Source organism: Variovorax paradoxus EPS (genome assembly GCF_000184745.1).
Taxonomy (GTDB): domain Bacteria; phylum Pseudomonadota; class Gammaproteobacteria; order Burkholderiales; family Burkholderiaceae_C; genus Variovorax; species Variovorax paradoxus_C.
In genome coordinates this window covers 3,428,439-3,450,006 of record NC_014931.1, presented here as the reverse complement: position 1 = coordinate 3,450,006, position 21,568 = coordinate 3,428,439, and the positions used below count along the sequence as shown (strand labels likewise).

Annotated in this window: 16 protein-coding genes; 5 read left to right on the top strand and 11 right to left on the bottom strand. The window is 66.1% G+C overall.

Annotated features, from left to right (window positions below; genetic code table 11):
- Nucleotides 1-2 precede the first annotated feature (2 nt).
- The 5 genes from bcsR to map all read right to left on the bottom strand — a co-directional run bounded on the left by bcsR (nucleotide 3) and on the right by map (nucleotide 5,782).
- The gene (gene bcsR / locus VARPA_RS30230) at nucleotides 3-431 is read right to left on the bottom strand and encodes a BcsR/BcsP family cellulose biosynthesis protein (RefSeq protein ID WP_013541620.1); all 429 of its coding nucleotides are present in this window, start codon (nucleotides 429-431) and stop codon (nucleotides 3-5) included.
- A complete protein-coding gene (bcsD, locus tag VARPA_RS15975; RefSeq protein ID WP_013541619.1) occupies nucleotides 428-901 on the bottom strand; it encodes a cellulose biosynthesis protein BcsD in 474 nt (157 codons plus the stop codon). Before bcsD ends, bcsR begins: the two co-directional genes overlap by 4 nt.
- Nucleotides 902-1,195: 294 nt before the next feature.
- Nucleotides 1,196-2,236: a sensor domain-containing diguanylate cyclase gene (locus tag VARPA_RS15970; RefSeq protein ID WP_041943682.1), complete on the bottom strand. Its 1,041-nt coding sequence runs from the start codon at nucleotides 2,234-2,236 to the stop codon at nucleotides 1,196-1,198.
- A 95-nt stretch (nucleotides 2,237-2,331) separates the two neighbouring features.
- A complete protein-coding gene (locus VARPA_RS15965; RefSeq protein ID WP_013541617.1) occupies nucleotides 2,332-4,935 on the bottom strand; it encodes a [protein-PII] uridylyltransferase in 2,604 nt (867 codons plus the stop codon).
- Between the two features lie 22 nt (nucleotides 4,936-4,957).
- The gene (map, locus tag VARPA_RS15960; protein WP_013541616.1) at nucleotides 4,958-5,782 is read right to left on the bottom strand and encodes a type I methionyl aminopeptidase; all 825 of its coding nucleotides are present in this window, start codon (nucleotides 5,780-5,782) and stop codon (nucleotides 4,958-4,960) included.
- A gap of 200 nt (nucleotides 5,783-5,982) precedes the next feature.
- On the opposite strand from map, the gene purL reads away from it, so the two are divergent.
- Entirely contained in the window at nucleotides 5,983-9,990 is a 4,008-nt protein-coding gene (purL, locus tag VARPA_RS15955) for a phosphoribosylformylglycinamidine synthase (protein ID WP_013541615.1), read from the top strand.
- Between the two features lie 81 nt (nucleotides 9,991-10,071).
- On the opposite strand, the gene VARPA_RS15950 is transcribed toward purL, so the two are convergent.
- From VARPA_RS15950 to VARPA_RS15925, 6 genes are all read right to left on the bottom strand, one after another.
- Complete coding sequence (locus VARPA_RS15950) at nucleotides 10,072-10,857, bottom strand: peptidylprolyl isomerase (RefSeq protein WP_013541614.1); 786 nt, start codon at nucleotides 10,855-10,857, stop codon at nucleotides 10,072-10,074.
- A gap of 148 nt (nucleotides 10,858-11,005) precedes the next feature.
- A complete protein-coding gene (locus tag VARPA_RS15945; RefSeq protein WP_013541613.1) occupies nucleotides 11,006-11,284 on the bottom strand; it encodes a BolA family protein in 279 nt (92 codons plus the stop codon).
- Nucleotides 11,281-11,820, bottom strand: coding sequence for a septation protein A (locus tag VARPA_RS15940; protein ID WP_013541612.1), 540 nt, complete (start codon nucleotides 11,818-11,820; stop codon nucleotides 11,281-11,283). The genes VARPA_RS15945 and VARPA_RS15940 overlap by 4 nt, the downstream gene beginning before the upstream one ends.
- The gene (gene msrB / locus VARPA_RS15935; protein WP_013541611.1) at nucleotides 11,821-12,231 is read right to left on the bottom strand and encodes a peptide-methionine (R)-S-oxide reductase MsrB; all 411 of its coding nucleotides are present in this window, start codon (nucleotides 12,229-12,231) and stop codon (nucleotides 11,821-11,823) included. It lies immediately after the preceding gene.
- Complete coding sequence (locus VARPA_RS15930) at nucleotides 12,228-13,709, bottom strand: protein adenylyltransferase SelO (RefSeq protein WP_013541610.1); 1,482 nt, start codon at nucleotides 13,707-13,709, stop codon at nucleotides 12,228-12,230. Before VARPA_RS15930 ends, msrB begins: the two co-directional genes overlap by 4 nt.
- Nucleotides 13,710-13,771: 62 nt before the next feature.
- Nucleotides 13,772-14,851, bottom strand: coding sequence for an AraC family transcriptional regulator (locus tag VARPA_RS15925; protein WP_013541609.1), 1,080 nt, complete (start codon nucleotides 14,849-14,851; stop codon nucleotides 13,772-13,774).
- A 151-nt stretch (nucleotides 14,852-15,002) separates the two neighbouring features.
- On the opposite strand from VARPA_RS15925, the gene VARPA_RS15920 reads away from it, so the two are divergent.
- The 4 genes from VARPA_RS15920 to VARPA_RS15905 all read left to right on the top strand — a co-directional run bounded on the left by VARPA_RS15920 (nucleotide 15,003) and on the right by VARPA_RS15905 (nucleotide 21,524).
- The gene (locus VARPA_RS15920; RefSeq protein ID WP_013541608.1) at nucleotides 15,003-16,820 is read left to right on the top strand and encodes a carboxylesterase/lipase family protein; all 1,818 of its coding nucleotides are present in this window, start codon (nucleotides 15,003-15,005) and stop codon (nucleotides 16,818-16,820) included.
- A gap of 233 nt (nucleotides 16,821-17,053) precedes the next feature.
- Nucleotides 17,054-18,697 carry a 3-(methylthio)propionyl-CoA ligase gene (locus VARPA_RS15915; RefSeq protein WP_013541607.1) on the top strand — a complete coding sequence of 548 codons (1,644 nt, stop codon included), beginning with the start codon at nucleotides 17,054-17,056 and terminating at the stop codon, nucleotides 18,695-18,697.
- Between the two features lie 151 nt (nucleotides 18,698-18,848).
- Nucleotides 18,849-20,078 carry a branched-chain amino acid ABC transporter substrate-binding protein gene (locus VARPA_RS15910; protein ID WP_013541606.1) on the top strand — a complete coding sequence of 410 codons (1,230 nt, stop codon included), beginning with the start codon at nucleotides 18,849-18,851 and terminating at the stop codon, nucleotides 20,076-20,078.
- A gap of 201 nt (nucleotides 20,079-20,279) precedes the next feature.
- Nucleotides 20,280-21,524, top strand: a complete 1,245-nt coding sequence (locus VARPA_RS15905) for a branched-chain amino acid ABC transporter substrate-binding protein (RefSeq protein WP_013541605.1) — start codon at nucleotides 20,280-20,282, stop codon at nucleotides 21,522-21,524.
- The last annotated feature ends 44 nt before the right edge of the window (nucleotides 21,525-21,568 follow it).

The window sequence follows — 21,568 nt, the reverse complement described above, 5'->3', positions numbered from 1 at the left end:
CGTCACGTCGGCCGTCGCCAGCGTGACATGGGGCCCGGCGCCGCTGCGGGGCGCTGAGGCTGCGCGAGGCGTGCGAACAGCGCCTGCAGTTCGCCGGGCGCGGCTCCTGCCGACGGGGCGGGGGCGGATGGCGTCGCGGCGGTCGCTGCCGGGATCAACGGCGCGACGGGTGCGAACGGGGCAACCGATACGGCCGGCGCGGTCGTTGCAACTGGTGCAACCGGCGCAACCGGCGCAATGGCCGGCGCCGCGGCGGGCACAGGCGGTGCCACCGGCGGGCGATCGATCGGCCCGCCCGAGAGCAGCGGCCAGTTGCCGGCGGCCTGCGCGTCCTCCTCGGGTGCGCTGAACTCCCTGTAGTTGTGTGCGTCCCCGCCGAACTTGCGAAACAGGCCGGCGACGTCTTCGGCGGAGCGGTCGTCGCGGCTCATGGCGAACTCCTGCCGAGACGCAGTTCGACCACCGGGCCCGCCGGCGCGCCGCCGTCGAGCGCCATCACGCGCAGCGAAGGGGGCATGCGCTGGGCATCGAACCAGGCTTGGTAGACGCCTTCGAAGAAGCCGGTGCTCCAGCCGGTCGCTTCGGGACCGAAGGCCATCGCGATGGGGCTGCAGGCGTGGGTGATGGCGACGCAATCGGCCTCCTCGCGCAGGCTGCTGAAGCCCCAGTCGATGCCGTGCCAGTGCGCATTGAACTGCGACTGCAGATCGGCCAGGGTCTCGCAGGGCGCGACGGGGAGGGCTTCGGCCACCCGCTGGCCGATGCGGAAGAAAAGCTGCCGAATGTCTTCAGGCGGCAAGCCGGCGCTCAATTCGGCCGCCATGCCCCGGTTGAATGCCAGCCATTGGGCGCTGCATGCCCGACCTTCGTAGTACTGAAAAACGTTCTCTTCGATGTCCATATCGGGGCATTGTGTTGGACCAAATAACGATCGACAACACATGTCAAACAATGTTTCTAAAAATGGAAACCATTGGCGACGCATACGTAGCTGCGGCGAGATTGGATTCAGGATGAGAAGAATTTTTCGGCACGTGTGGGTACCCAGCCGGCGCATCGGTGATGCGTGAGCGTGCTGTTGCAATAGGGGCCGCACGGACACGGCCGGCCTGAGGTCGGGCGCAGCGGCCGAAGCCGTTCAGGTTGCCCGATCCGGCGGACCGCCGCGGGGTATAGCCGCGGCCGGCGGGGCCGTTCAGGCGTGCAGGTTGCGTTCCCGCGAGAGCGCGCGGCGCGCCCGCTTCATGTCGTACATGGCGGCGTCCGCCTGGCGCAGGGCGTCGCGGGCCGACGTGACGCGCGGATCGGCGGCCACCGCCCCGACGCTCGCACCGCCGTAGTCGATGACCAGCGCTGGCAGCTGAAACTCACCCGTGGCCGCGGCCGTGATTCGCTGGGCGAGCGCTTCGGCCGCGGCGGCCGGCGCCTCGCCTGCCGCGTCGCAGGCGGGACCGGCGCCGATCACCACGAACTCGTCGCCGCCCAGCCGCGCGAGCATGTCGCCGGCGCGCAACGTTGCCTTGAGCCGGGTGGCCATGGCGAGCAGGAACTCGTCGCCCACCTCGTGGCCGTGCGCATCGTTGATCTGCTTGAAGCCGTCCAGGTCGATGAAGGCCACCAGGACGCAGGTGCCGTTGCGCTGGCTCTGCGCGAGCAGGCGGTCCAGTGCCTCGTCGAGCGAGCGGCGGTTCGGCAGGCCGGTGAGCATGTCGGTGGCGGCGTGGCTGGCCAGTTCGGAGTTGGCCTGCGTGAGGCGCGCGAAAAGCATCTCGCGCTCCACATGCTGGCCGATGAGCTTGGCGAACAGGCCCAGCACGTTCTCTGCATTCGGAGGCAGCGGCACCTGCGCGGCGCTGGCCGCGCACAGCGTGCCGTAGAGGCCGCTGCTGTCGGTGCGCACGGGCATGCTGACATAGGTCTGGATGCCGAGGTCGCGCGCCGCATCCGAATCGCCCCAGCACTCGGCGACGTTGCCGGTATAGGAGCGGCCCTCGTCGAGGGCGCGCTTGCAAAGCGTGTCGTCCCAGGGGACGCTCAGGCCCTCGGGAATCTGCATCTGCCTTGTGTTGCGCGCATACAGGACGTGCTGCAGGCCCTTGTCCAGGTCGATCATCGTGAGATAGGTCGACTCCAGCCCGCTCACGGCCTCGAGCATCTCGAGCATGGGACGCGTCAGATCCTCCAGGGTCCTGGCGGAAGAAACCGAGTCGGAAAGCTGAAGCAGCAAGGGGTCCATGAAGGCCATTCTGAACGGTCAAAGACTCAAAAATGAATCTTTTTGTTTGCAGAAGTTGATGAAAACGCGGCGACGCCGACCCCGGTTGACTGCTTTCAGGCCAGCGCTTCCATCAGGTCCTTCTCGATGGCCAGCTGCGTTTTCTGGCCCTGGAGCTCGGGGCCGCTGATCAGAAAGGTGTCTTCCACCCGCTCGCCCAGGGTCGTGACCTTGGCGAGCTGCAGATTGAGGTGATGGCGCGCCAGCACCCGCGCCACCGAATACAGAAGACCCGCGCGGTCGCTGGCCGAGATGTTGAGCAGCCAGCGCTGCGCCTTGTCGTCGGGCAAGAGGCTGATGCGCGGCTTGATCGGGAAACTCCGCACCCGGCGCGACACCCGGCCCATGCTCGGCGGGGGCAGGGCGCCGGCTTCGGTGAGCGTCTGCGCGAGGCCCGACTCCACCATGCTGATGAGGTCGCGGTAGTGGTCGGGCAGGAAGGTGGTCACGACCTGGAAGGTGTCGAGCGCATAGCCGTTGCTCGTGGTGTGCACCTTGGCATCCAGGATGCTGAACGACGACTGGTCGAAGTAGCCGCAGATGCGCGCGAACAGGTCGGGCTGGTCGGGCGTGTAGACCACCACCTGCAGGCCTTCGCCCACCGGCGACAGGTGCGCGCGCACGATGGGCGGCGCCTTCGGGTCGATCGGCACGTTCGGCGGCGGCACGAAGCGCGAGAGCTGCTTGGCGTGCCAGGCGATTTCGGTGGCGTCGTGCCGCATGAAATAGCCGACGTCGAGCGTGTCCCAGAGCGCCTTGTGCGCCTCGAAGCGCTGGGCATGCAGGGCGAGCTGCACCAACGCCTCGCGCTTGCGCGATTCGACTTCGGCGTCCGGGTCGGGCATGCGTCCGCCGAGGGCGCGCAGCGTGTAGCGGTACAGGTCTTCGAGCAGCTTGCCTTTCCATGCATTCCATACGCGCGGCGAGGTGCCGCGGATGTCGGCGATGGTGAGCAGATACAGCGCGGTGAGGTAGCGCTCGTTGCCCACGCGCTTGGCGAAGGCGCCGATCACCTCGGGGTCGCTCAGGTCCTGCTTCTGGGCCACCTGGCTCATCACCAGGTGCTCGGACACGAGGAATTCGATGAGCTTGGAGTCTTCGCGCGCGATGCCGTGCTGCTTGCAGAAGCGCTGCACGTCGCGCGCACCGAGCGTCGAATGGTCGCCGCCGCGGCCCTTGGCGATGTCGTGGAAGAGGGCCGCCACGTACAGGATCCAGGGCTTGTCCCAGCCGGCCGCGAGCTGCGAGCAGAACGGGTACTCGTGCGCATGCTCGGCAATGAAGAAGCGCCGCACGTTGCGCAGCACCATCAGGATGTGCTGGTCCACTGTGTACACGTGGAACAGGTCGTGCTGCATCTGCCCCACGATGCTGCGGAATACGCGAAGGTAGCGCCCGAGCACCGAGGTCTGGTTCATCAGCCGGAAGGCATGCGTGATGCCGTAGGGCTGCAGCAGGATCCGCATGAAGGTCTCGTGGTTGACCGGGTCGTTGCGGAACTTGCTGTCCATCACATGGCGCGCGTTGTAGAGCGCCCGCAGCGTGCGCGCCGACAGGCCCTTCACGCCGATGGTCTTCTGGTAGAGCAGGAAGGTCTCGAGCACCGCATGCGGCTCGCGCTCGTAGAGGTCGTCGCTCGCGATCTCGATGAGGCCGGCGCGCTCGTAGAAGCGCTCGTTGATCGGCGTGTGCTGCTCGTCGCTGGGCTGCAGGCGCTCGGAGATGTTGAGCAGCAGGATCTGGTTGAGCTGCGACACGGCCTTGGCCGCCCAGTAGTAGCGGCGCATCAGCGCCTCGCTGGACTTGCGCTGCGATTCGCTTTCGTAGCCGAAGCTGGCAGCCACGGCGGTCTGCAAGTCGAACACCAGGCGGTCTTCGCGCCGGTTGGCAATCACGTGCAGGCGGGCGCGAATCAGCGAGAGCAGCGCCTCGTTGCGCTTGATCTGCTGCGCCTCGAAAGAGGTGGCCAGGCCGTTCTTGGCCAGGTCGTCCCAGCGGCTGCCGTAGCCGGCGGCCTTGGTCATCCAGAGGATGGTCTGCAGGTCGCGCAGGCCCCCGGGCGATTCCTTGCAGTTGGGTTCGAGCGCGTAGGGCGTGTTGTCGAACTTCTGATGGCGGTGCCGCATTTCCTGCGACTTGGCCACGAAGAACGCCTGCGGATCGATGGCACGCGTGAAGCGGCGGCGGAAAGCGACGAAGAGCTTCTTGTTGCCCGCGATCAGCCGGGCTTCGAGCAGCGAGGTCTGGACGGTGACGTCCTTCTCGGCCTCCGCCAGGCACTCTTCGACGGTGCGCACGCTGGAGCCGATTTCGAGCCCGGCGTCCCAGCAGTGGCCGATGAAGGCTTCGATGCGGGCCGGGTCGATCTCGCTCTCGTGGCCTTCGGGCGGCAGGAGCAGGAGGACATCGACGTCGGAATACGGGAACAGCTCACCGCGGCCGAAACCGCCGACGGCGGCCAGGGTCAGCGAGTCGCCGAAATTGGCTTCCTGCCACAGGCTGCACAGCGTCTGGTCGGCCAGCGCCGAGAGCTGGCGCAGCACCGTATGGACGCTGCGGGTGGGCGCGCGTGCGAAGCGCAGGGTGTCGAAAAGGGCGAGCTTTTTCGCGCGATAGGCTTCGCGCAGCGTCGCCACATCGATCTTGGCTGCTTCGATCACGGCGGGGGCGCGCTTCGGCGCGTCAGGTTTTTGTCGAGGTGACGAAGGAGGGCAGCGGGGGGCTGCCTTCGGAGAGCGTCAGCACTTCGTAGCCGGTTTCGGTGACGAGCACGGTGTGCTCCCACTGGGCCGACAGCGAATGGTCGCGGGTGACGATGGTCCAGCCGTCGTACTGGCCGCCCTTGAAGTCTTCCTTCACGTCGCGCTTGCCGGCGTTGATCATCGGCTCGATCGTGAAGATCATGCCGGGCTTGAGCTCTTCCATGGTGCCCGGGCGGCCGTAGTGCAGCACCTGGGGCTCTTCATGGAAACGCTGGCCCACGCCGTGCCCGCAGAACTCGCGCACCACCGAGAAGCCCTGGCCCTCGGCGAACTTCTGGATCGCATGGCCCACGTCGCCGAGATGCGCACCGGGGCGCACCTGCAGGATGCCGTGCCACATGGCTTCGAAGGTGATGCTGCACAGGCGCTTTGCGGCGATGGAGGCGTCGCCGATCACGTACATGCGGCTGTTGTCGCCGAACCAGCCGTCCTTGATGACGGTGACGTCGACATTCATGATGTCGCCCTTCTTCAGGGGCTTGTCGTTCGGGATGCCATGGCACACCACGTGGTTCACCGAGGTGCAGAGCGACTTCGGAAAAGGCACGCTGCTGGCGCCCATGTAGCCCACAGTGGCCGACGTGGTGCCCTGCTTGACCATGTACTCGGCGGCGAGCCGGTCCACGTCGTTGGTCGTGATGCCGGGCTTGATGAGGGGCGTGAGGTAGTCCAGCACCTCGGAGGCAAGGCGGCAGGCGACGCGCATGGCTTCGATGCCCGCAGCGTCTTTGTAGGTAATGCTCATGGCCCGAATTATCCCATCGGAGAACGAGCCTGCCCCCAACGCGGGACACTTCGTGTTCCCGCTGCCCCCGAGGGCGCGGCCCGCTTGGGGTGGCCCGGCGTTGGCCTAAAATCCCGGGTTAACGCGGATGGCCCCAGTCAGCGGCCATCCGCCCTCGATTTCTTGATTCCCAACGCGGCCCCCGAGGCCCCACATCGACCGTGACGCAGCCCGCACCTCAAGCCCTTCCCGTCGTAACCCTGTTCGAGGGCGGCAGCGCACTCAGCGATTTCCGCGCGCGGCAACTGCTGCCGAAGCTGCAGGCCATCGAGCCGCGCATCGAGGGCATTTCGGCCCGTTTCGTTCACTTGGTGGTCACCGATGCCGCACTCGATGCGGCCGGCCGTGACCGCTTCGCCGCGCTGCTGACCTACGGCGAGCCCTTCGAGGCGCCGGCCAAGGCGGGCACTTCGGTGGTCGTCACGCCGCGCCTGGGCACCGTGTCGCCCTGGGCCTCCAAGGCCACGGACATCGCCCACAACTGCGGCCTGGCGCTGCGCCGGGTCGAGCGGGTCACGCAATACCACCTGAAGCTCAAGTCGCCGCTGATCGGCAAGACGCCCGTCATCGAAGGCGACACGCTCGCCGCCGTGGCCGGCCCGCTGCACGACCGCATGACCGAATCGGTGCTCGCCACCGTCGAGCAGGCGGCCAGCCTTTTCAGCGAACTGCCGGCCCAGCCGATGGCGCAGGTCGATGTGCAAGCCGGCGGCCGCGAGGCCCTGGTCGCTGCCAACACCGGCTTCGGCCTGGCGCTGGCCGAGGACGAGATCGACTACCTTGTCGAAGCCTTCACGCGCCTCGGCCGGAACCCCAGCGACGTCGAACTGATGATGTTCGCGCAGGCCAACAGCGAGCACTGCCGCCACAAGATCTTCAACGCCCAGTTCACCATCGACGGCAAGGCGCAGCCGCAGAGCCTGTTCTCGATGATCCGCCACACCGAGAAACAGAACCCGCAGCACACGGTCATCGCCTATGCGGACAACGCCTCGGTGATGGAAGGCGCGACCATCGAGCGATTCACTCCGGCCGACGGTTCGCAGAGCTATCAGAAAAATAGCGCCCTGAGCCATGTGCTGATGAAGGTCGAGACGCACAACCACCCGACCGCGATTTCCCCGTTCCCCGGTGCTTCGACCGGCGCAGGCGGCGAGATCCGCGACGAAGGCGCCACCGGCCGCGGCTCCAAGCCCAAGGCGGGCCTGACTGGCTTCACCGTCTCCAAGCTCTGGCCTGAAGACGGCCACTACGGCAAGCCCGAGCACATCGCGAGCCCGCTTCAGATCATGACCGAGGGCCCGCTCGGCGGCGCCGCGTTCAACAATGAATTCGGCCGGCCCAACTTGCTGGGCTACTTCCGCGAATACGAACAGGCGGTGACGAGCGACCTCGACACCGTGCAGCGCGGCTACCACAAGCCCATCATGATCGCGGGCGGCCTTGGCAGCATCGATGCGACCCAGACCAAGAAGATCCAGTTCCCCGCCGGCTCGCTGCTGATCCAGCTCGGTGGCCCCGGCATGCGCATCGGCATGGGCGGCAGTGCCGCCAGCTCGATGGCCACCGGCGCCAACGCGGCCGAGCTCGACTTCGACTCGGTGCAGCGCGGCAACCCCGAAATCGAGCGCCGTGCGCAAGAGGTCATCAACCACTGCTGGCAGCAGGGCGCGGCCAACCCGATCCTGGCGATCCACGACGTGGGCGCGGGTGGCCTGAGCAATGCCTTCCCCGAGCTGACCAACGACGCCGGCCGCGGCGCGCACTTCGACCTGCGCGCCGTGCCGCTCGAAGAGTCGGGCATGGCACCGAAGGAAATCTGGTGCAACGAAAGCCAGGAGCGCTACGTGCTGGCCATCGCGCCGGACTCGCTCGAACAGTTCAAGGCCTTCTGCGAGCGCGAGCGCTGCCCGTTCTCGGTGGTCGGCGTGGCGACCGAAGAGCGCCAGCTGCTGGTCGCCGACGAAGGCGCAGCGGTCCAGCCGGTCGACATGCCGATGGAAGTGCTGCTCGGCAAGCCACCCAAGATGCACCGCGACGTGAAGACCGTCGCCCGCACCTTCAAGCCGCTCGACCTCACGGGCGTCGATCTGCAGAAGGCTGCCATCGACGTGCTCGCGCACCCGACCGTCGCTTCCAAGCGTTTCCTCATCACCATCGGCGACCGCACCGTGGGCGGCATGACCCACCGCGACCAGATGGTCGGCCCATGGCAGGTGCCCGTGGCCGATTGCGCCGTGACGCTGGCCGACTACAAGGGCTTCGCCGGCGAAGCCATGAGCATGGGCGAGCGCACGCCGCTGGCCGCGCTCGACGCGCCGGCCTCGGGCCGTATGGCCGTGGCCGAGGCCATCACCAATCTGCTGGCCGCGCCGATCGAACTCTCGCGCGTCAAGCTCTCGGCCAACTGGATGGCCGCCTGCGGCGAGCCCGGCGAAGACGCCGCGCTGTACGAGACCGTCAAGGCCGTGGGCCTGGAACTGTGCCCGGCGCTGGGCGTGTCGATTCCGGTCGGCAAGGATTCGCTGTCGATGCGCACGCAGTGGAAGGACGGCGACGAGGCCAAGAAGGTCACCTCGCCCGTCAGCCTGATCGTCACCGCCTTCGCGTCGCTGGCCGACGTGCGCGGCACGCTCACGCCGCAACTGGACGCAGAAGAAGCCGACACCACGCTCGTGCTTATCGACCTGGGCCGTGGCCAGCACCGCATGGCCGGCAGCATCCTCTCGCAGGCGCTCGGCCAGAGCGGCGACACCGTGCCTGACCTGGACGACCCGGCCCAGCTCGTGGCGCTGGTCAATGCAGTGAACGCGTTGCGCGCCGACGGCAAGATCCTCGCGATGCACGACCGCAGCGACGGCGGCCTGTTTGCCACCGCCTGCGAGATGGCCTTCGCCGGCCACGTCGGCGTGGCGCTCAACGTGGACATGCTGGTCACCGAAGGAGACGGCATCTCCGACAGCCGCATGGAAACCGGCGACGCCAAGAACTGGGCGCAGCAGGTCAGCGCGCGGCGCGAGGAGCTCACGCTCAAGGCGCTCTTTAACGAAGAGCTCGGCATGGTGCTGCAGGTGCGCACGGCAGAGCGCAATGACGTGATGCAGGTGCTGCGCGCGCATGGCCTCAGCGCGCACAGCCATTTCGTCGGCAAGACGCGCCCGGTCAGCTCCACCATGGATGCGGGCAAGGGCAAGCTCGAAGTCTGGCGCGATGCCAAGTCGGTGTTCAGCGCGTCGCTGCACGACCTGCACCAGGTGTGGGACTCGGTGAGTTGGAAGATCGCCCGCGAGCGCGACAACCCAGCCTGCGCCGATGCCGAGCACGCCGCGGCTGGCGAAGTTTCGGACCCCGGCATGCATGTGTTCCTGCCGAACGCGCAGCCTGCGGCGCCGGCCATCCTGCAGTCGCGCCCCAAGGTCGCGATCCTGCGCGAGCAGGGCGTCAACTCGCATGTCGAGATGGCCTATGCGTTCACCGAAGCGGGCTTCGAGGCCTACGACGTGCACATGACCGACCTGCAGACGGGCAGGGCGGACCTCGCCAACTTCAAGGGCGTGGTCGCCTGTGGCGGCTTCAGCTACGGCGACACGCTGGGCGCCGGCACCGGCTGGGCGCGCAGCATCACCTTCAACCCGAAGCTGGCCGAGCAGTTCAAGGCCTTCTTCGGACGCGAAGACACCTTCGGCCTCGGCGTGTGCAACGGCTGCCAGATGTTCGCCGAGCTGGCCGACATCATCCCCGGCGCCGAAGCCTGGCCGCGCTTCACCACCAACCAGAGCGAGCGCTTCGAGGCGCGCCTGTCGATGGTCGAAGTGCTCGAATCGCCGAGCCTCTTCTTCGCAGGCATGGCCGGCAGCCGCCTGCCGATCGCGGTGGCGCACGGCGAGGGCTACGCGAACTTCAAGCACCGCGGCGACGCAGCCAAGGCTATCGCGGCGATGCGCTTCGTGGACAACCACGGCAACGCCACCGAGCAGTACCCGTTCAACCCGAACGGCAGCGCCGGTGGCCTGACCTCGGTGACCACGCCCGACGGCCGCTTCACCGCCGTGATGCCGCACCCCGAGCGCGTGTTCCGCAACATCCAGATGAGCTGGACGCCGGGCGACCGGAGCGAACTGAGCCCCTGGATGCAGATCTGGCGCAACGCGCGCAAGTGGGTGGGTTGATCACCTGAAGGCTGCTGCGGCAGCCCCATAAAAAAAACGGCCCGCAGGCCGTTTTTTTTATGGGGGAGAGAAGCGCGAGGCTTACTCGACCTTGGCCTTCGCGCGCAGTTCCTCTTGGTACTTTTGCAGGCGCTGCTGTTGCAGCTGCTGCGTGACCTGCGGCTTCACTTCTTCCAGCTTCGGCAGTTGCGCCTGGCGGATGTCGTCCACGCGGATGATGTGATAGCCGAACTGCGTCTTGATGGGCGCCGGCGTGGTCTCGCCCTTCTTCAGCTTGATCATCGCTTCCGAGAACTCGGGCACGAAGCTCGCGGGGTTGGCCCAGTCGAGGTCGCCGCCGTTGGCGCCCGATCCCGGATCCTTGCTCTGCTTCTTGGCGATGTCTTCGAACTTGGCGCCCTTCTTCAGGTCGGCCATGATCTTCTTGGCCTGGTCCTCGGTCTCCACCAGGATGTGGCGGGCCTTGTATTCCTTGCCGCCGTTGGCTGCGACGAACTTGTCGTACTCGGCCTTCACGTCGGCGTCCGAGACCGGGTTGGTCTTGCGGTAGTTGTCGAACAGCGCGCGGATCAGGATGGCCTGGCGGGCGAGTTCGAGCTGATTCTTGTAGTCGTCGTTGGCGTCCAGGCCTTGCTTCTGCGCTTCCTGCATGAACACTTCGCGGGCCACGATTTCCTCGCGCAGCTGGCTTTGCATTTCCGGCGTCACCGGGCGGCCTGCGGCGGCCAGTTGCTGCGCCAGAACGTCCATGCGGGCCTTGGGCACCGGCTTGCCGTTCACGATGGCTGCGTTCTGCGCCAGAGCCGCCATGGGAATGGCACCGATCAGCGCTGCGGCCGCGACGGCCTGCAAGATGTGTTTTTTCATGGAATGAATATCAGGCTGGGGAGAAAGTGCGCGTGTAGGAAAAGGCGCGTGAAAGAAAGCGGAGAGAGACGAACAAAACGGGGAAGAAAGAGGACTGGGGCATCGCGGCGAAGACCGCGCGCAACCCCGTGCAACCAGTACGGACGACTCAGAGCACCTCGATGGCGATGGCGTGCAGACCCTGTGCGATAAAAACTTGGAGGGCATCATACACAAGGCGATGTCGCGCCACGCGAGGCTTCCCCTCGAAGAGCGGGGAGGCGATGCGCACCCGGAAATGCGTGCCGTAGCCCTCCGCATTGGCGCCCGTGTGGCCTGCGTGCGCGGCGCTTTCGTCGATCACTTCGAGCTGCGTGGGAGCCAGTGCTTCGCGCAATGCCGCTTCGAGCGCGGCCGGCGTCGGCAGGGGAGTGGTCGTGCTCGTCATGCGGTCGGCTTGTCTTCTTTCAGGTGCGGCGCGATGTACAGGCCCTGCGCCACCAGGAAGACGATCGGGAACACATAGCCCCAGAGCTTGAAGTTGACCCAGGCCTCGGTGGTGAAATAGGCCGCCACGTAGCCGTTGATGAGCGCCATGAAGAGGCAGTAGCCGATCCACGCGACGTTCAGGCGACCCCAGATGCGATCGGGCAGTTCGAGCTGGGAGCCCAGCAGCATCTTCAAAAAGTTCTTCTTCAGCGCCCAGAGCGCCACGGCCAGCGCGATCGCCATCGCGCCGTAGAGCACGGTGGGCTTCCACTTGATGAAGCGGTCGTCGTGCAGCACCAGCGTGAGCGTGCCGAACAGAAGGATCAGCACCAGCGTGGCCTTCTGCATCGCCTGGAGCTTGCGCTCCATCGCATAGATGACGGCCATCTGCACCACGGTGGCGGCCATCAGCACGCCGGTGGCGGTGTAGATGTCGGCAAGCTTGTAGGCGCCGAAGAACAGCAGGATCGGGAAGAAGTCGAGGATCAGTTTCATTTATTTTTTCTGGAAATCGAGCGACGCCGAGTTCATGCAATAGCGCAGGCCCGTTTCCGTCGGGCCGTCGGGGAACACGTGCCCGAGGTGTGCGCCGCAATTGGCGCAGACATTCTCGGTGCGCACCATGCCGTGCGAGCGGTCGACGATGTTCTTGATGGCGCCGGGCACCGCTTCTTCCGAGAAGCTGGGCCAGCCGCAGCCGGCGTCGAACTTGGTGCCCGACTCGAACAGCTTGGCGCCGCAGCACACGCAGTGGTACGTGCCGTCGTCCCAGTGCGCTTCGTACTTGCCAGTGAAGGGGCGTTCGGTGGCGGCGTGGCGGGTCACTTCGAAGGCGGCGGGTTCCGCGCCTTTTTCAGCGAGCACGGCTTTCCATTCGGCGTCGGTTTTCTGTACGGGATTGGTCATGATGAGCAGCTGATTTCAATCGTGGAAGCCCAGTCGGGCGGGAAGCCGGCGTATGCGTCGGCACCGGAGTGTTCTTCAAATGGGGTTTCGAGCAGCGTGAGCAAGGTTGCCACACCCGAGAAGTCTTTTTGTGCAGCCGCTTCGATGGCTTGCTGGCCCAGGTGGTTCCGCAGCACGTATTTCGGGTTCAATTGAAGCATCAGATCGGCGGCTTCCGAACGCACCGACTGCGCATGGCGCTCTGAAAATGAGAGCAGCCAGGCGTCGAAGCCCGCGCGGTCCAGGAACAGGTCGCGCACCGGCTCCGCGTTGCCGTCGGCCATGTACTGCGAGAGGCGGCGCCAGAAGATCGTGTAGTCGACCTTGCCCGCCGCCAGCAGCTTGAGCACGCCTTCGATCAGCGCGCGGTCGGCCTCGGCCGCATCGGCGAGGCCGAGCTTGGCGCGCATGCGGGCCTCGAAGGCGTTCGGGAACACTGTCTTGTACGACTCCAGCGCGGCGACGGCGACTTCCTGGTCGCCGATCAGCGGCAGCAGCGCCTGCGCGAGGCAAAAGAGGTTCCAGTACGCCACGTTCGGCTGCTGGTTGAAGGCGTAGCGGCCGCTGGTATCGCTGTGATTGCAGATGTGGCGCGGATCGAAGCCGTCGAGGAACTGAAACGGCCCGTAATCGATGGTGAGCCCGAGGATGCTCATGTTGTCGGTGTTCATCACGCCGTGGCAGAAGCCCACGGCCTGCCATTGGGCGAGCAGGGCGGCGGTGCGCTCGCTCACGGCTTCGAGGAAGGCGGCGTACGCGTTGCCGTTGAAGCGGTCGGTGGTGCGGCAGGCCGGGTAGTAGCGGTCGATGACGTAATCGGTGAGGGCGCGCAGCTCGTCTTCGCGCTGATTGGCTGCGAAGTGCTCGAAGTGGCCGAAGCGGATGAAGCTCGGCGCCACGCGGGCAACGACCGCGGCGCTCTCGGGCTCTTCGCGGTACACGCGGGCGTCGGAGCCGGTCACGCTGAGCGCGCGGGTGGTCGGGATGCCAAGGCCGTGCATGGCCTCGCTGCAGAGGAATTCGCGGATGCTGGAGCGCAACACCGCGCGGCCGTCGCCGCCGCGCGAGTAGGGCGTGCGGCCCGCGCCCTTCAGTTGCACCTCGAGCCCGCCTTCGGTTTCGCCCAGCATGATCGCCCGGCCATCGCCGAGCTGGCCGGCCCACACGCCGAACTGGTGCCCGCTGTAGACCGTGGCGAAAGGGTTGGTGCCGGAAGCCGGCAGGCTGCCGGTCAGCGCCGCGAGCGTGGTGTCCGATTGCCGCCAATCGGCGGGTAACCCCAGTTCGCGCGCCACCGCCTCGCTGTGGCCCACCCAGTACGGGTCGGGCAGGGGCGTGGGACGCAGATGGGTGAGAAAGGCGGGGCCGAGAGCCGCGAAACCAGGTTTCCAGCGCAATCCCAGGTCAGCGACGTCCGTGTCTTCAGCAAGCAGGCTCATGCCCGGATTGTCCGGCACCGGGCGTAACCCCTTGCCATGCGGGCCATCGCGCCCGGAACGATTCAGTGGGCCAGCGCGGGCGTGTCCCAGATCCGCGCCCGGTATTGCGCGGGCGGCAGGCCGAACCAGCGCTTGCAGGCCCGGAAGAAGTTGCTGCTGTCGACGAATCCGAGCATGTCCGCGACGTCGGTAAGGGTGTGGCGGTCTTCCGCCAGGTACTGCTGCGCCAACTCGCGGCGAGTGCGGTCGAGCAGCGACTGGAACGACACCGACTCCTCCTGCAGCCGCCGCTGCAGCGTGCGCTCCGCGAGGCCGAGGCCCGCGGCCACGTCCTGCCGGCGCGGCTCGCCATGCGGCAGCCGGCGCGCGATTTCTGCGCACACCAGGGTGCTGGTGGTGGTCTGGCCCAGCAGGTTGAGTTGGTCGTCCAGCAGGTGCTCCTGCATTTCGCCGAGCGTCGGGTGGTAGGTGGGCAGCGGCATGGCCATGTCGGTCGCTGCCAGCAGCATGCGGTTGGCGGGCGCGTTGTAGCGGATCGGGCAGCCGAAGGCCTCGCGGTGCAGCCGGTCGTCGGCCGGGGACGGGTAGACGAATTCCATGGCCAGCGGCTCGATTGCACGGCGCGTGAGCCACTGGTATTGCATGAGCCCGGTCAGCAGCGCGTATTCGACGCGCTGGCGTGGAATGGGCAGGCTGCCGCCCGTGTGCGCCATCACCAGCCAGCAGCCGCGTGGCTCTGGCTGCATCGAGAAGGCGGTCGCATCCGAGATCACCGCCATGTATCGCGTGAGCAGCGTCAGCGCCGCACCCAGGTCGGCGCTGCATGACATGGCGTGGCCGACCGTGCCCAGCTTGCTGTGCGTGGCGGCCAGGTCGCGGTGCAGGCCCAGCGTGGGCTTGCCGGCGCGCGCCACCGCCAGTTGCCAGAGCACGGAGATTTCGTCGACCGGCACGCGCGCGTTCTGCCGGTGCAGGGAGTCGGGATCGAAGCCCGCCTCGCGCAGCAGCGAGGGCACGTCCAGACCCTCGGACTCGAACATCGAGAGCACGCCTTCGAGCCAGGCGGCTGAGCTGGTCCGCAGTTCCGGTTGCTGCCGGGGGCCGTCCGGCCGGCGTTGCGGGCGGCGCTGGGCATGCGGCATGGAGGCTCCTGAAGTCATTGAATTGGCTCGCTTGCGATAGCGGGGGAAACGCGGTCCGTTTCTAGAATTTTCTGGCGGGTCCGGTCGGCCGGAGTATGGCCGCCGGACACCGACGCAGGAATTCCGATTAACCCGGTGTGGAGACAAACAAATGAATACAGAGACAACGGAAAACCAGGACCCGACCAGGCAAACGGCGGCAGGCGCAGTAGCGCGCGCCATGGCCGTGACGGCGTGCATTGCGCTGTCCGCCTGCGGCGGCGGCTCGGATTCCGGCTTTACCTTCACACCGATCGTTCCGGTGGCGCCCCCGCCGCCGGCTGCACCGCCCCCGGCCGCCGACGGCCCCATGGTTCGCCAGACCACCGCCGGCAAGATCGAAGGCGTGGACGACAGTGCCAGGACGGGCACCTTGTTCTGGAAGGGCGTTCCGTTCGCGCAGCCGCCGGTCGGTGCCCTGCGCTGGGCGCCGCCCGCCGACCCGAAGTCCTGGGAGGGCGTGCGCGCCGCGACGAAGTTCGGCCGCAGCTGCGCCCAGGGCGGACGCTATTTCAGCCCCGCGCCCAACGACGCGCCCTTCGGTCTTGCCGTGCGCGAAGGCTTCGGCAAGCCGGTGGGCGACGAAGACTGCCTCACGCTCAACATCTGGCGCCCAGCCGGCAACGCCGCCAAGCTGCCCGTGATCGTCTATATCTACGGCGGCAGCAACATCTCTGGCTACTCGGCCGATCCGGGCTACGACGGTGCCCAACTCGCCAAGCGCGGCGACGCCGTCGTCGTGACGATCAACTACCGCGTGGGCGTGCTCGGCTGGCTCGACCTGCCGCAACTGAAAACCGGCGAAGCGAAGAACGACTCGGGCAACTTCGCGCTGCTCGACCAGATGCAGGCGCTGAAGTTCATCCAGGCCAACATCGGTGCCTTTGGCGGCGACGCAGGCAACGTCACGGTGATGGGGCAGTCGGCGGGCGCGGTCAACACCTGGGGGCTGGTGGTCTCGAATGCGTCGGCCGGGCTGCTGCACAAGGCGGTGCCGCTGAGCGGCGGCATGGCCTTCTCAACGCGTGCCACCGCACAGACCTATTCGAAGGCGCTACTCAACGCGATCGCCATCGCCGAGGGCAAGGCTACCGACGCCGCCTCGGCCAATACCTGGGTGGGCTCGCAGACCGACGCGCAGATCGCTACCTACCTGCGCGGCCTCTCGGCGGACCGGCTACTGACCATCGTGCTCGAGGCCGCGAAGCCGGGCAACCTGCTTGCGAGCCCGCCGCTGGGCAACGCGCCGGCCCCGATCGAGGACGGCGCGATCCTGCCGGTGAACTCGCTCGCCGAGGTGAATGCCGGCAGGTTCAACAAGATGCCGATGCTGATCGGCAACACGCGCGACGAAGGCGCGCTGTTCGCCAACCTGTTCGGCACCTTCACGGGGCAGGGCCTGGGCTTCAAGCCCACCGATTACGAGCGCTTCGGCCTGCAATACAACTTCAACCCCGACGCAGCGGTGACGCTCACCGAGGCCGACCTGATCAACGCGCCCTACCTGCCGGTAGACAAGCCGCTGAACGGCTGGAAGGCGGCATCGGATTTCGCCACCAACGCGATCTTCCTCAATGGCCTGCCCGCGCAGATCGATTCCGTGGCCAAGTACATGCCGACCAAGACCTGGTACTACCGCTTCGACTGGAGCCAGCAGGTGGCGCCGTTCAACACCGTCTATGGCGCCACGCACGGGCTGGACACGGCCTTCATGTTCCACAACTTCGGCACCAGCATCTTCTCGTTCTCCTTCGGCGAGGCGAATCGGCCGGGACGCGAGGCGCTGTCGGATGCGATGGTGGGCAGCCTCGCCGCGTTCTCGCGCACCGGCGATCCGAACCATGCGGGCCTGGGCGTTGCCTGGCCCAACTGGCCACGCAAGATCGTGCTCGATGCCAGCAAGACGCAATTGCAGAACAGCGCGCCTTGAGCACTGCGCGCGCATCGAAACACATCACCGCGGCGGCGATGGCCGCCGCGGTGATGGCGAAAGTCAGGTGGTCGACGAGGTGCTTGCACGTTCCGGCGGTCGCAGGCTGTCATCCGGATGACAGATCGGTCCTCGCAGACTGCGGGTTTCTGTCATTGTGCGAACGCACATAAATTGCGTGAATCGCCGTAGTTCTGAAACCGCTGACTTCTGTTGAAAAAAGGAATCCGTAAATGCTGGGTTTGATGCAAGACCAACCGCTTTTGATCTCGTCGCTGATCGAGTTCGTCGAGCGCCACAACGGCGATGGCGAGATCGTCTCGCGCCGTGTCGAAGGCGATATTCACCGCACCACCTGGGGCGGGATCGCATCGCGTGCCCGGCAGGTGGCCAATGCGCTCGACGGCGAGCTGCTGCTCTTCAGCGACCGCATCGCCACCCTGGCCTGGAACGGCTATCGGCACCTGGAGCTGTACTACGGCGTGAGCGGCAGCGGCCGCGTGCTGCACACCATCAACCCGCGCCTGCACCCCGACCAGATCGCCTGGATCGCCAACCACGCCGAAGACCAGATCCTGTGCTTCGACCTCACGTTCCTGCCGCTGGTTCAGGCCGTGCATGCCAAGTGCCCCACGATCCGGAAATGGATTGCGCTTTGTGATGCCGACAAGCTCCCGGCCGACAGCGGCATTCCCAATCTGGTGAGCTACGAAAGCTGGATGGGTGCGCAGCCGACCGACTACGAATGGCCCAGCTTCGACGAGAACTCCGCCTCGAGCATGTGCTACACGAGCGGCACCACGGGCAACCCGAAGGCCGCGCTCTACAGCCACCGCTCGACCATGCTGCACGCGTACGCGGCGGCCCTGCCCGACGTGATGCGCCTGTCGGCGCGCGACTCGGTCCTGCCGGTGGTGCCGATGTTCCACGTCAACGCCTGGGGCATTCCGTACTCGGCGGCGCTGGTGGGCTGCAAGCTCGTGTTCCCCGGTCCGGCGCTCGATGGCAAGTCGGTGTTCGAGCTGATCGAGTCCGAAGGCGTGACCTTCGCGGCCGGCGTGCCCACCGTGTGGCAGATGATGCTCGGCCACATGCAGGCGGGCGACCTGAAATTCAGCAAGCTCAACCGCACCGTCATCGGCGGCTCGGCGTGCCCGCCGGCCATGATCACGGCGTTCCAGCAGAAGTTCAACGTGGAGGTGCTGCACGCCTGGGGCATGACCGAGATGAGCCCGCTGGGCACGCTCTGCACGCTCAAGAACAAGCACGAGTCGCTGTCGCCCGAGGCGCAGCTGCAGATCCGCATGAAGCAGGGCCGCGCGATCTTCGGCGTGGACATGAAGATCGTCGACGGCGACGGCAACGAGCTGCCCTGGGACGGCAAGGCCTACGGCGACCTGCTGGTCAAGGGACCGTGGATCGTCAAGGAGTACTTCAAGGGCGAGGGCGGCGATCCGCTCATTCCCGATGCACAGGGCCGCGGCTGGTTCCCCACCGGCGACGTCGCCACCATCGACGCCGAGGGCTACCTGCAGATCACCGACCGCAGCAAGGACGTGATCAAGTCCGGCGGCGAGTGGATCAGCTCCATCGAAATCGAAAACATCGCGGTCGCGCATCCGGCCGTGGCCATGGCCGCCTGCATCGGCGTGTTCCATCCGAAGTGGGACGAGCGGCCGATCATCGCCGTGATGAAGAAGCCCGGCGCCGAAGTCACGCGCGAGGAACTGCTCAAGTTCTACGAAGGCAAGACCGCCAAGTGGCAGATCCCCGACGACGTGGTCTTCGTCGAGGCCATTCCGATCGGCGCCACCGGAAAGATCCTGAAAACGAAGCTGCGCGAACTGCTCAAGGACTACAAGCTGCCCACGCTCTGAAGCACCGCCAAGGCCCAACCGCACTGTCGCGCACGCGATAGGAAGACCGCTCCGGCGGGCTTCCTTGCGGGCAATCCCTGTGCGGCGAAGAAAAGGGCGCTTGTACGCTGGCATCCGCCTCATCCCCGCCATTTCATCCAGGAGACTCTTCATGCAATTTGCTCTCAAGTCAGTCGCTGCTTGTGCCATGTTGGTGAGCGTGACCGCCGCCTTCGCCCAGAAGGGGGAAACGGTCAAGATCGCCTGGCTCGATCCGCTGTCGGGGCTGATGGCCGCCGTGGGCACCAACCAGCTCAAGACGACGCAGTTCCTGGCCGAAGAGTTCAACAAGAAGAACGCGTCGGGCGTGAAGTTCGAGATCATCGCCATCGACAACAAGCTGAGCCCGCAGGAAACCACCGCCGCGCTGCGCTCGGCGCAGGACCAGGGTGCGCGCTACATCACCCAGGGCAACGGCTCGGGCCCGGCGCTGGCGATCATCGATGCCATCGAGAAGAACAACGCGCGCAATCCGGGCAAGGAACTGCTCTACCTGAACTACGCGGCGGTCGACCCCGACCTCACCAACAGCAAGTGCAGCTATTGGCACTTTCGCCTCGATGCCGACACCTCCATGAAGATGGAGGCGCTGACCACCTGGATGAAGGACCAGACCGACATCAAGAAGGTCTACATCCTCGGGCAGAACTACGCGCACGGCGTGCAGGTGTCGAAGTTCGCCAAGGAAGACCTGAAGGTCAAGCGCCCCGACATCCAGATCGTGGGCGACGACCTGCATCCGCTCGCGCAGGTGCGCGACTTCTCGCCCTACATCGCCAAGATCAAGGCTTCGGGCGCGGACACGGTCATCACCGGCAACTGGGGTTCCGACCTCTCGCTGCTCATCAAGGCGGCGAACGACTCGGGGCTGGACGTCAAGTTCCTGACGTATTACGCACCGGGCGCCGGCACGCCAACGGCCATGGGCGCCACCTCGGCAGGCAAGGTCTACACCGTGGCCTATGCCCACTACAACATGGGCGGCGAGATCCAGAAGCTGCTCGCCGGCTACAAGAAGAAGATGAACGACGACCTCACGCAGTCGTCGATCTATCACACGTTCGCGTTGCTCGATGCGGCCTTCGTGCAGACCAAGTCGACCGATCCGGTCAAGGTCGCGGCCGCGCTGGAGGGCATGAAGATCAAGAGCTTCAACGGCGAGGTCGAGATGCGCAAGGCCGACCACCAGTTGCAGCAGGGCCTGTACATCTCGCGCTGGGAGAAGGCGAGCGCCAAGTACCCCTACGACGCCGAGAACACCGGCTACACGAACGTCCCCGTGAAGTACTACGAGTCGTATGTGGCGAGCACGCCGACGACCTGCCAGATGAAGCGCCCCTAGGCGTCTTTGTGAACGCATTTCCTACTCGTTGGTAGCAACGCTCTACCGGCGGGTAGCAATTGGAGAAATGCGCTGTCGCCTGCGCGATAGAAACGGGCCTTTGCGGCCACCCCCTTCGGGCATTCCCTGAGGGGAGGGGCCGGGAACGCTTGTACGCTCGTGCAAGGCTTTTTGATTCGGTTTGACCAGGAGATATAGATCGTGAAGTTCGCTCTGAAAATCGCTACCGCAGCCATCCTTGCCGCGAGTGCCACCGGTGCTCTGGCCCAGAAGGGTGAAACCGTCAAGATCGCATGGCTGGACCCGCTCTCGGGCCTCATGGCCGCGGTGGGCACGAACCAGCTCAAGACCTTCCAGTTCCTGGCCGAAGAATTCAACAAGAAGAACGCGGCCGGCGTGAAGTTCGAAGTCATCGGCATCGACAACAAGCTGAGCCCCCAGGAAACCACCGCCGCGCTGCGCTCGGCCATGGACCAGGGCGCGCGCTACGTGGTGCAGGGCAACGGCTCCGGCCCCGCGCTCGCCATCATCGATGCGCTCGAGAAGCACAACGCCCGCAACCCGGGCAAGGAAGTGCTGTACATCAACTACGCGGCCGTCGACCCCGACCTCACCAACAGCAAGTGCAGCTACTGGCACTTCCGCCTCGATGCCGACACCTCCATGAAGATGGAGGCGCTGACCACCTTCATGAAGGACCAGCCCGAGATCAAGAAGGTCTACCTCATCAACCAGAACTACTCGCACGGCCAGCAGGTCTCCAAGTTCGCCAAGGACAACCTGAAGTCCAAGCGCCCCGACGTGGAAATCGTCGGCGACGACCTGCACCCGCTGGCGCAGGTGCGCGACTTCGCGCCGTACATCGCCAAGATCAAGGCGTCGGGCGCCGACACGGTCATCACCGGCAACTGGGGCTCCGACCTGGCCCTCCTCATCAAGTCGGCCAACGACTCGGGCCTGAACGTCAAGTTCTACACCTACTACGCCGTGACCAACGGCACGCCGACCGCCATGGGCGCGGCCTCGGACGGCAAGGTCTACCAGGTGGGCTACAGCCACTACAACGCACCGGGCCCGGTGCAGCCGCTGATGAACGAGTTCAAGAAGCGCTTCAACGACGACATGTACACCACCGACATCTACACGGTGTACGCGATGCTGAGCGAAGCCTTCGTGCGCACCAAGTCGACCGAACCCGTGAAGGTCGCGGCCGCGATGGAAGGCATGAAGTTCAAGAGCTTCAATGGCGACGTCGAGATGCGCAAGGCCGACCACCAGCTGCAGCAGGGGCTGTGGATCACGCGCTGGCAGAAGGCCGACGCCAAGAACCCGTACAGCCCCGAAAACACCGGCTACACGCTGGCACCGGTGAAGTACTACGAGCCCTACGTCTCGAGCACCCCGACGACGTGCCAGATGAAGCGACCCGGCGCCGCGGCTTCCTGATCTGTCGTCCAGCTGGTCGAGGCCCGACTTCAACACTCGGGCCT

Coding starts and splice junctions, on each gene's coding strand:
- bcsR (WP_013541620.1), bottom strand. CDS start 431: ATGAGCCGCGACGACCGCTCCGCCGAAGACGTCGCCGGCCTGTTTCGC.
- bcsD (WP_013541619.1), bottom strand. CDS start 901: ATGGACATCGAAGAGAACGTTTTTCAGTACTACGAAGGTCGGGCATGC.
- VARPA_RS15970 (WP_041943682.1), bottom strand. CDS start 2,236: ATGGACCCCTTGCTGCTTCAGCTTTCCGACTCGGTTTCTTCCGCCAGG.
- map (WP_013541616.1), bottom strand. CDS start 5,782: ATGAGCATTACCTACAAAGACGCTGCGGGCATCGAAGCCATGCGCGTC.
- VARPA_RS15950 (WP_013541614.1), bottom strand. CDS start 10,857: ATGAAAAAACACATCTTGCAGGCCGTCGCGGCCGCAGCGCTGATCGGT.
- VARPA_RS15945 (WP_013541613.1), bottom strand. CDS start 11,284: ATGACGAGCACGACCACTCCCCTGCCGACGCCGGCCGCGCTCGAAGCG.
- VARPA_RS15940 (WP_013541612.1), bottom strand. CDS start 11,820: ATGAAACTGATCCTCGACTTCTTCCCGATCCTGCTGTTCTTCGGCGCC.
- msrB (WP_013541611.1), bottom strand. CDS start 12,231: ATGACCAATCCCGTACAGAAAACCGACGCCGAATGGAAAGCCGTGCTC.
- VARPA_RS15930 (WP_013541610.1), bottom strand. CDS start 13,709: ATGAGCCTGCTTGCTGAAGACACGGACGTCGCTGACCTGGGATTGCGC.
- VARPA_RS15925 (WP_013541609.1), bottom strand. CDS start 14,851: ATGCCGCATGCCCAGCGCCGCCCGCAACGCCGGCCGGACGGCCCCCGG.
- VARPA_RS15920 (WP_013541608.1), top strand. CDS start 15,003: ATGAATACAGAGACAACGGAAAACCAGGACCCGACCAGGCAAACGGCG.
- VARPA_RS15915 (WP_013541607.1), top strand. CDS start 17,054: ATGCTGGGTTTGATGCAAGACCAACCGCTTTTGATCTCGTCGCTGATC.
- VARPA_RS15910 (WP_013541606.1), top strand. CDS start 18,849: ATGCAATTTGCTCTCAAGTCAGTCGCTGCTTGTGCCATGTTGGTGAGC.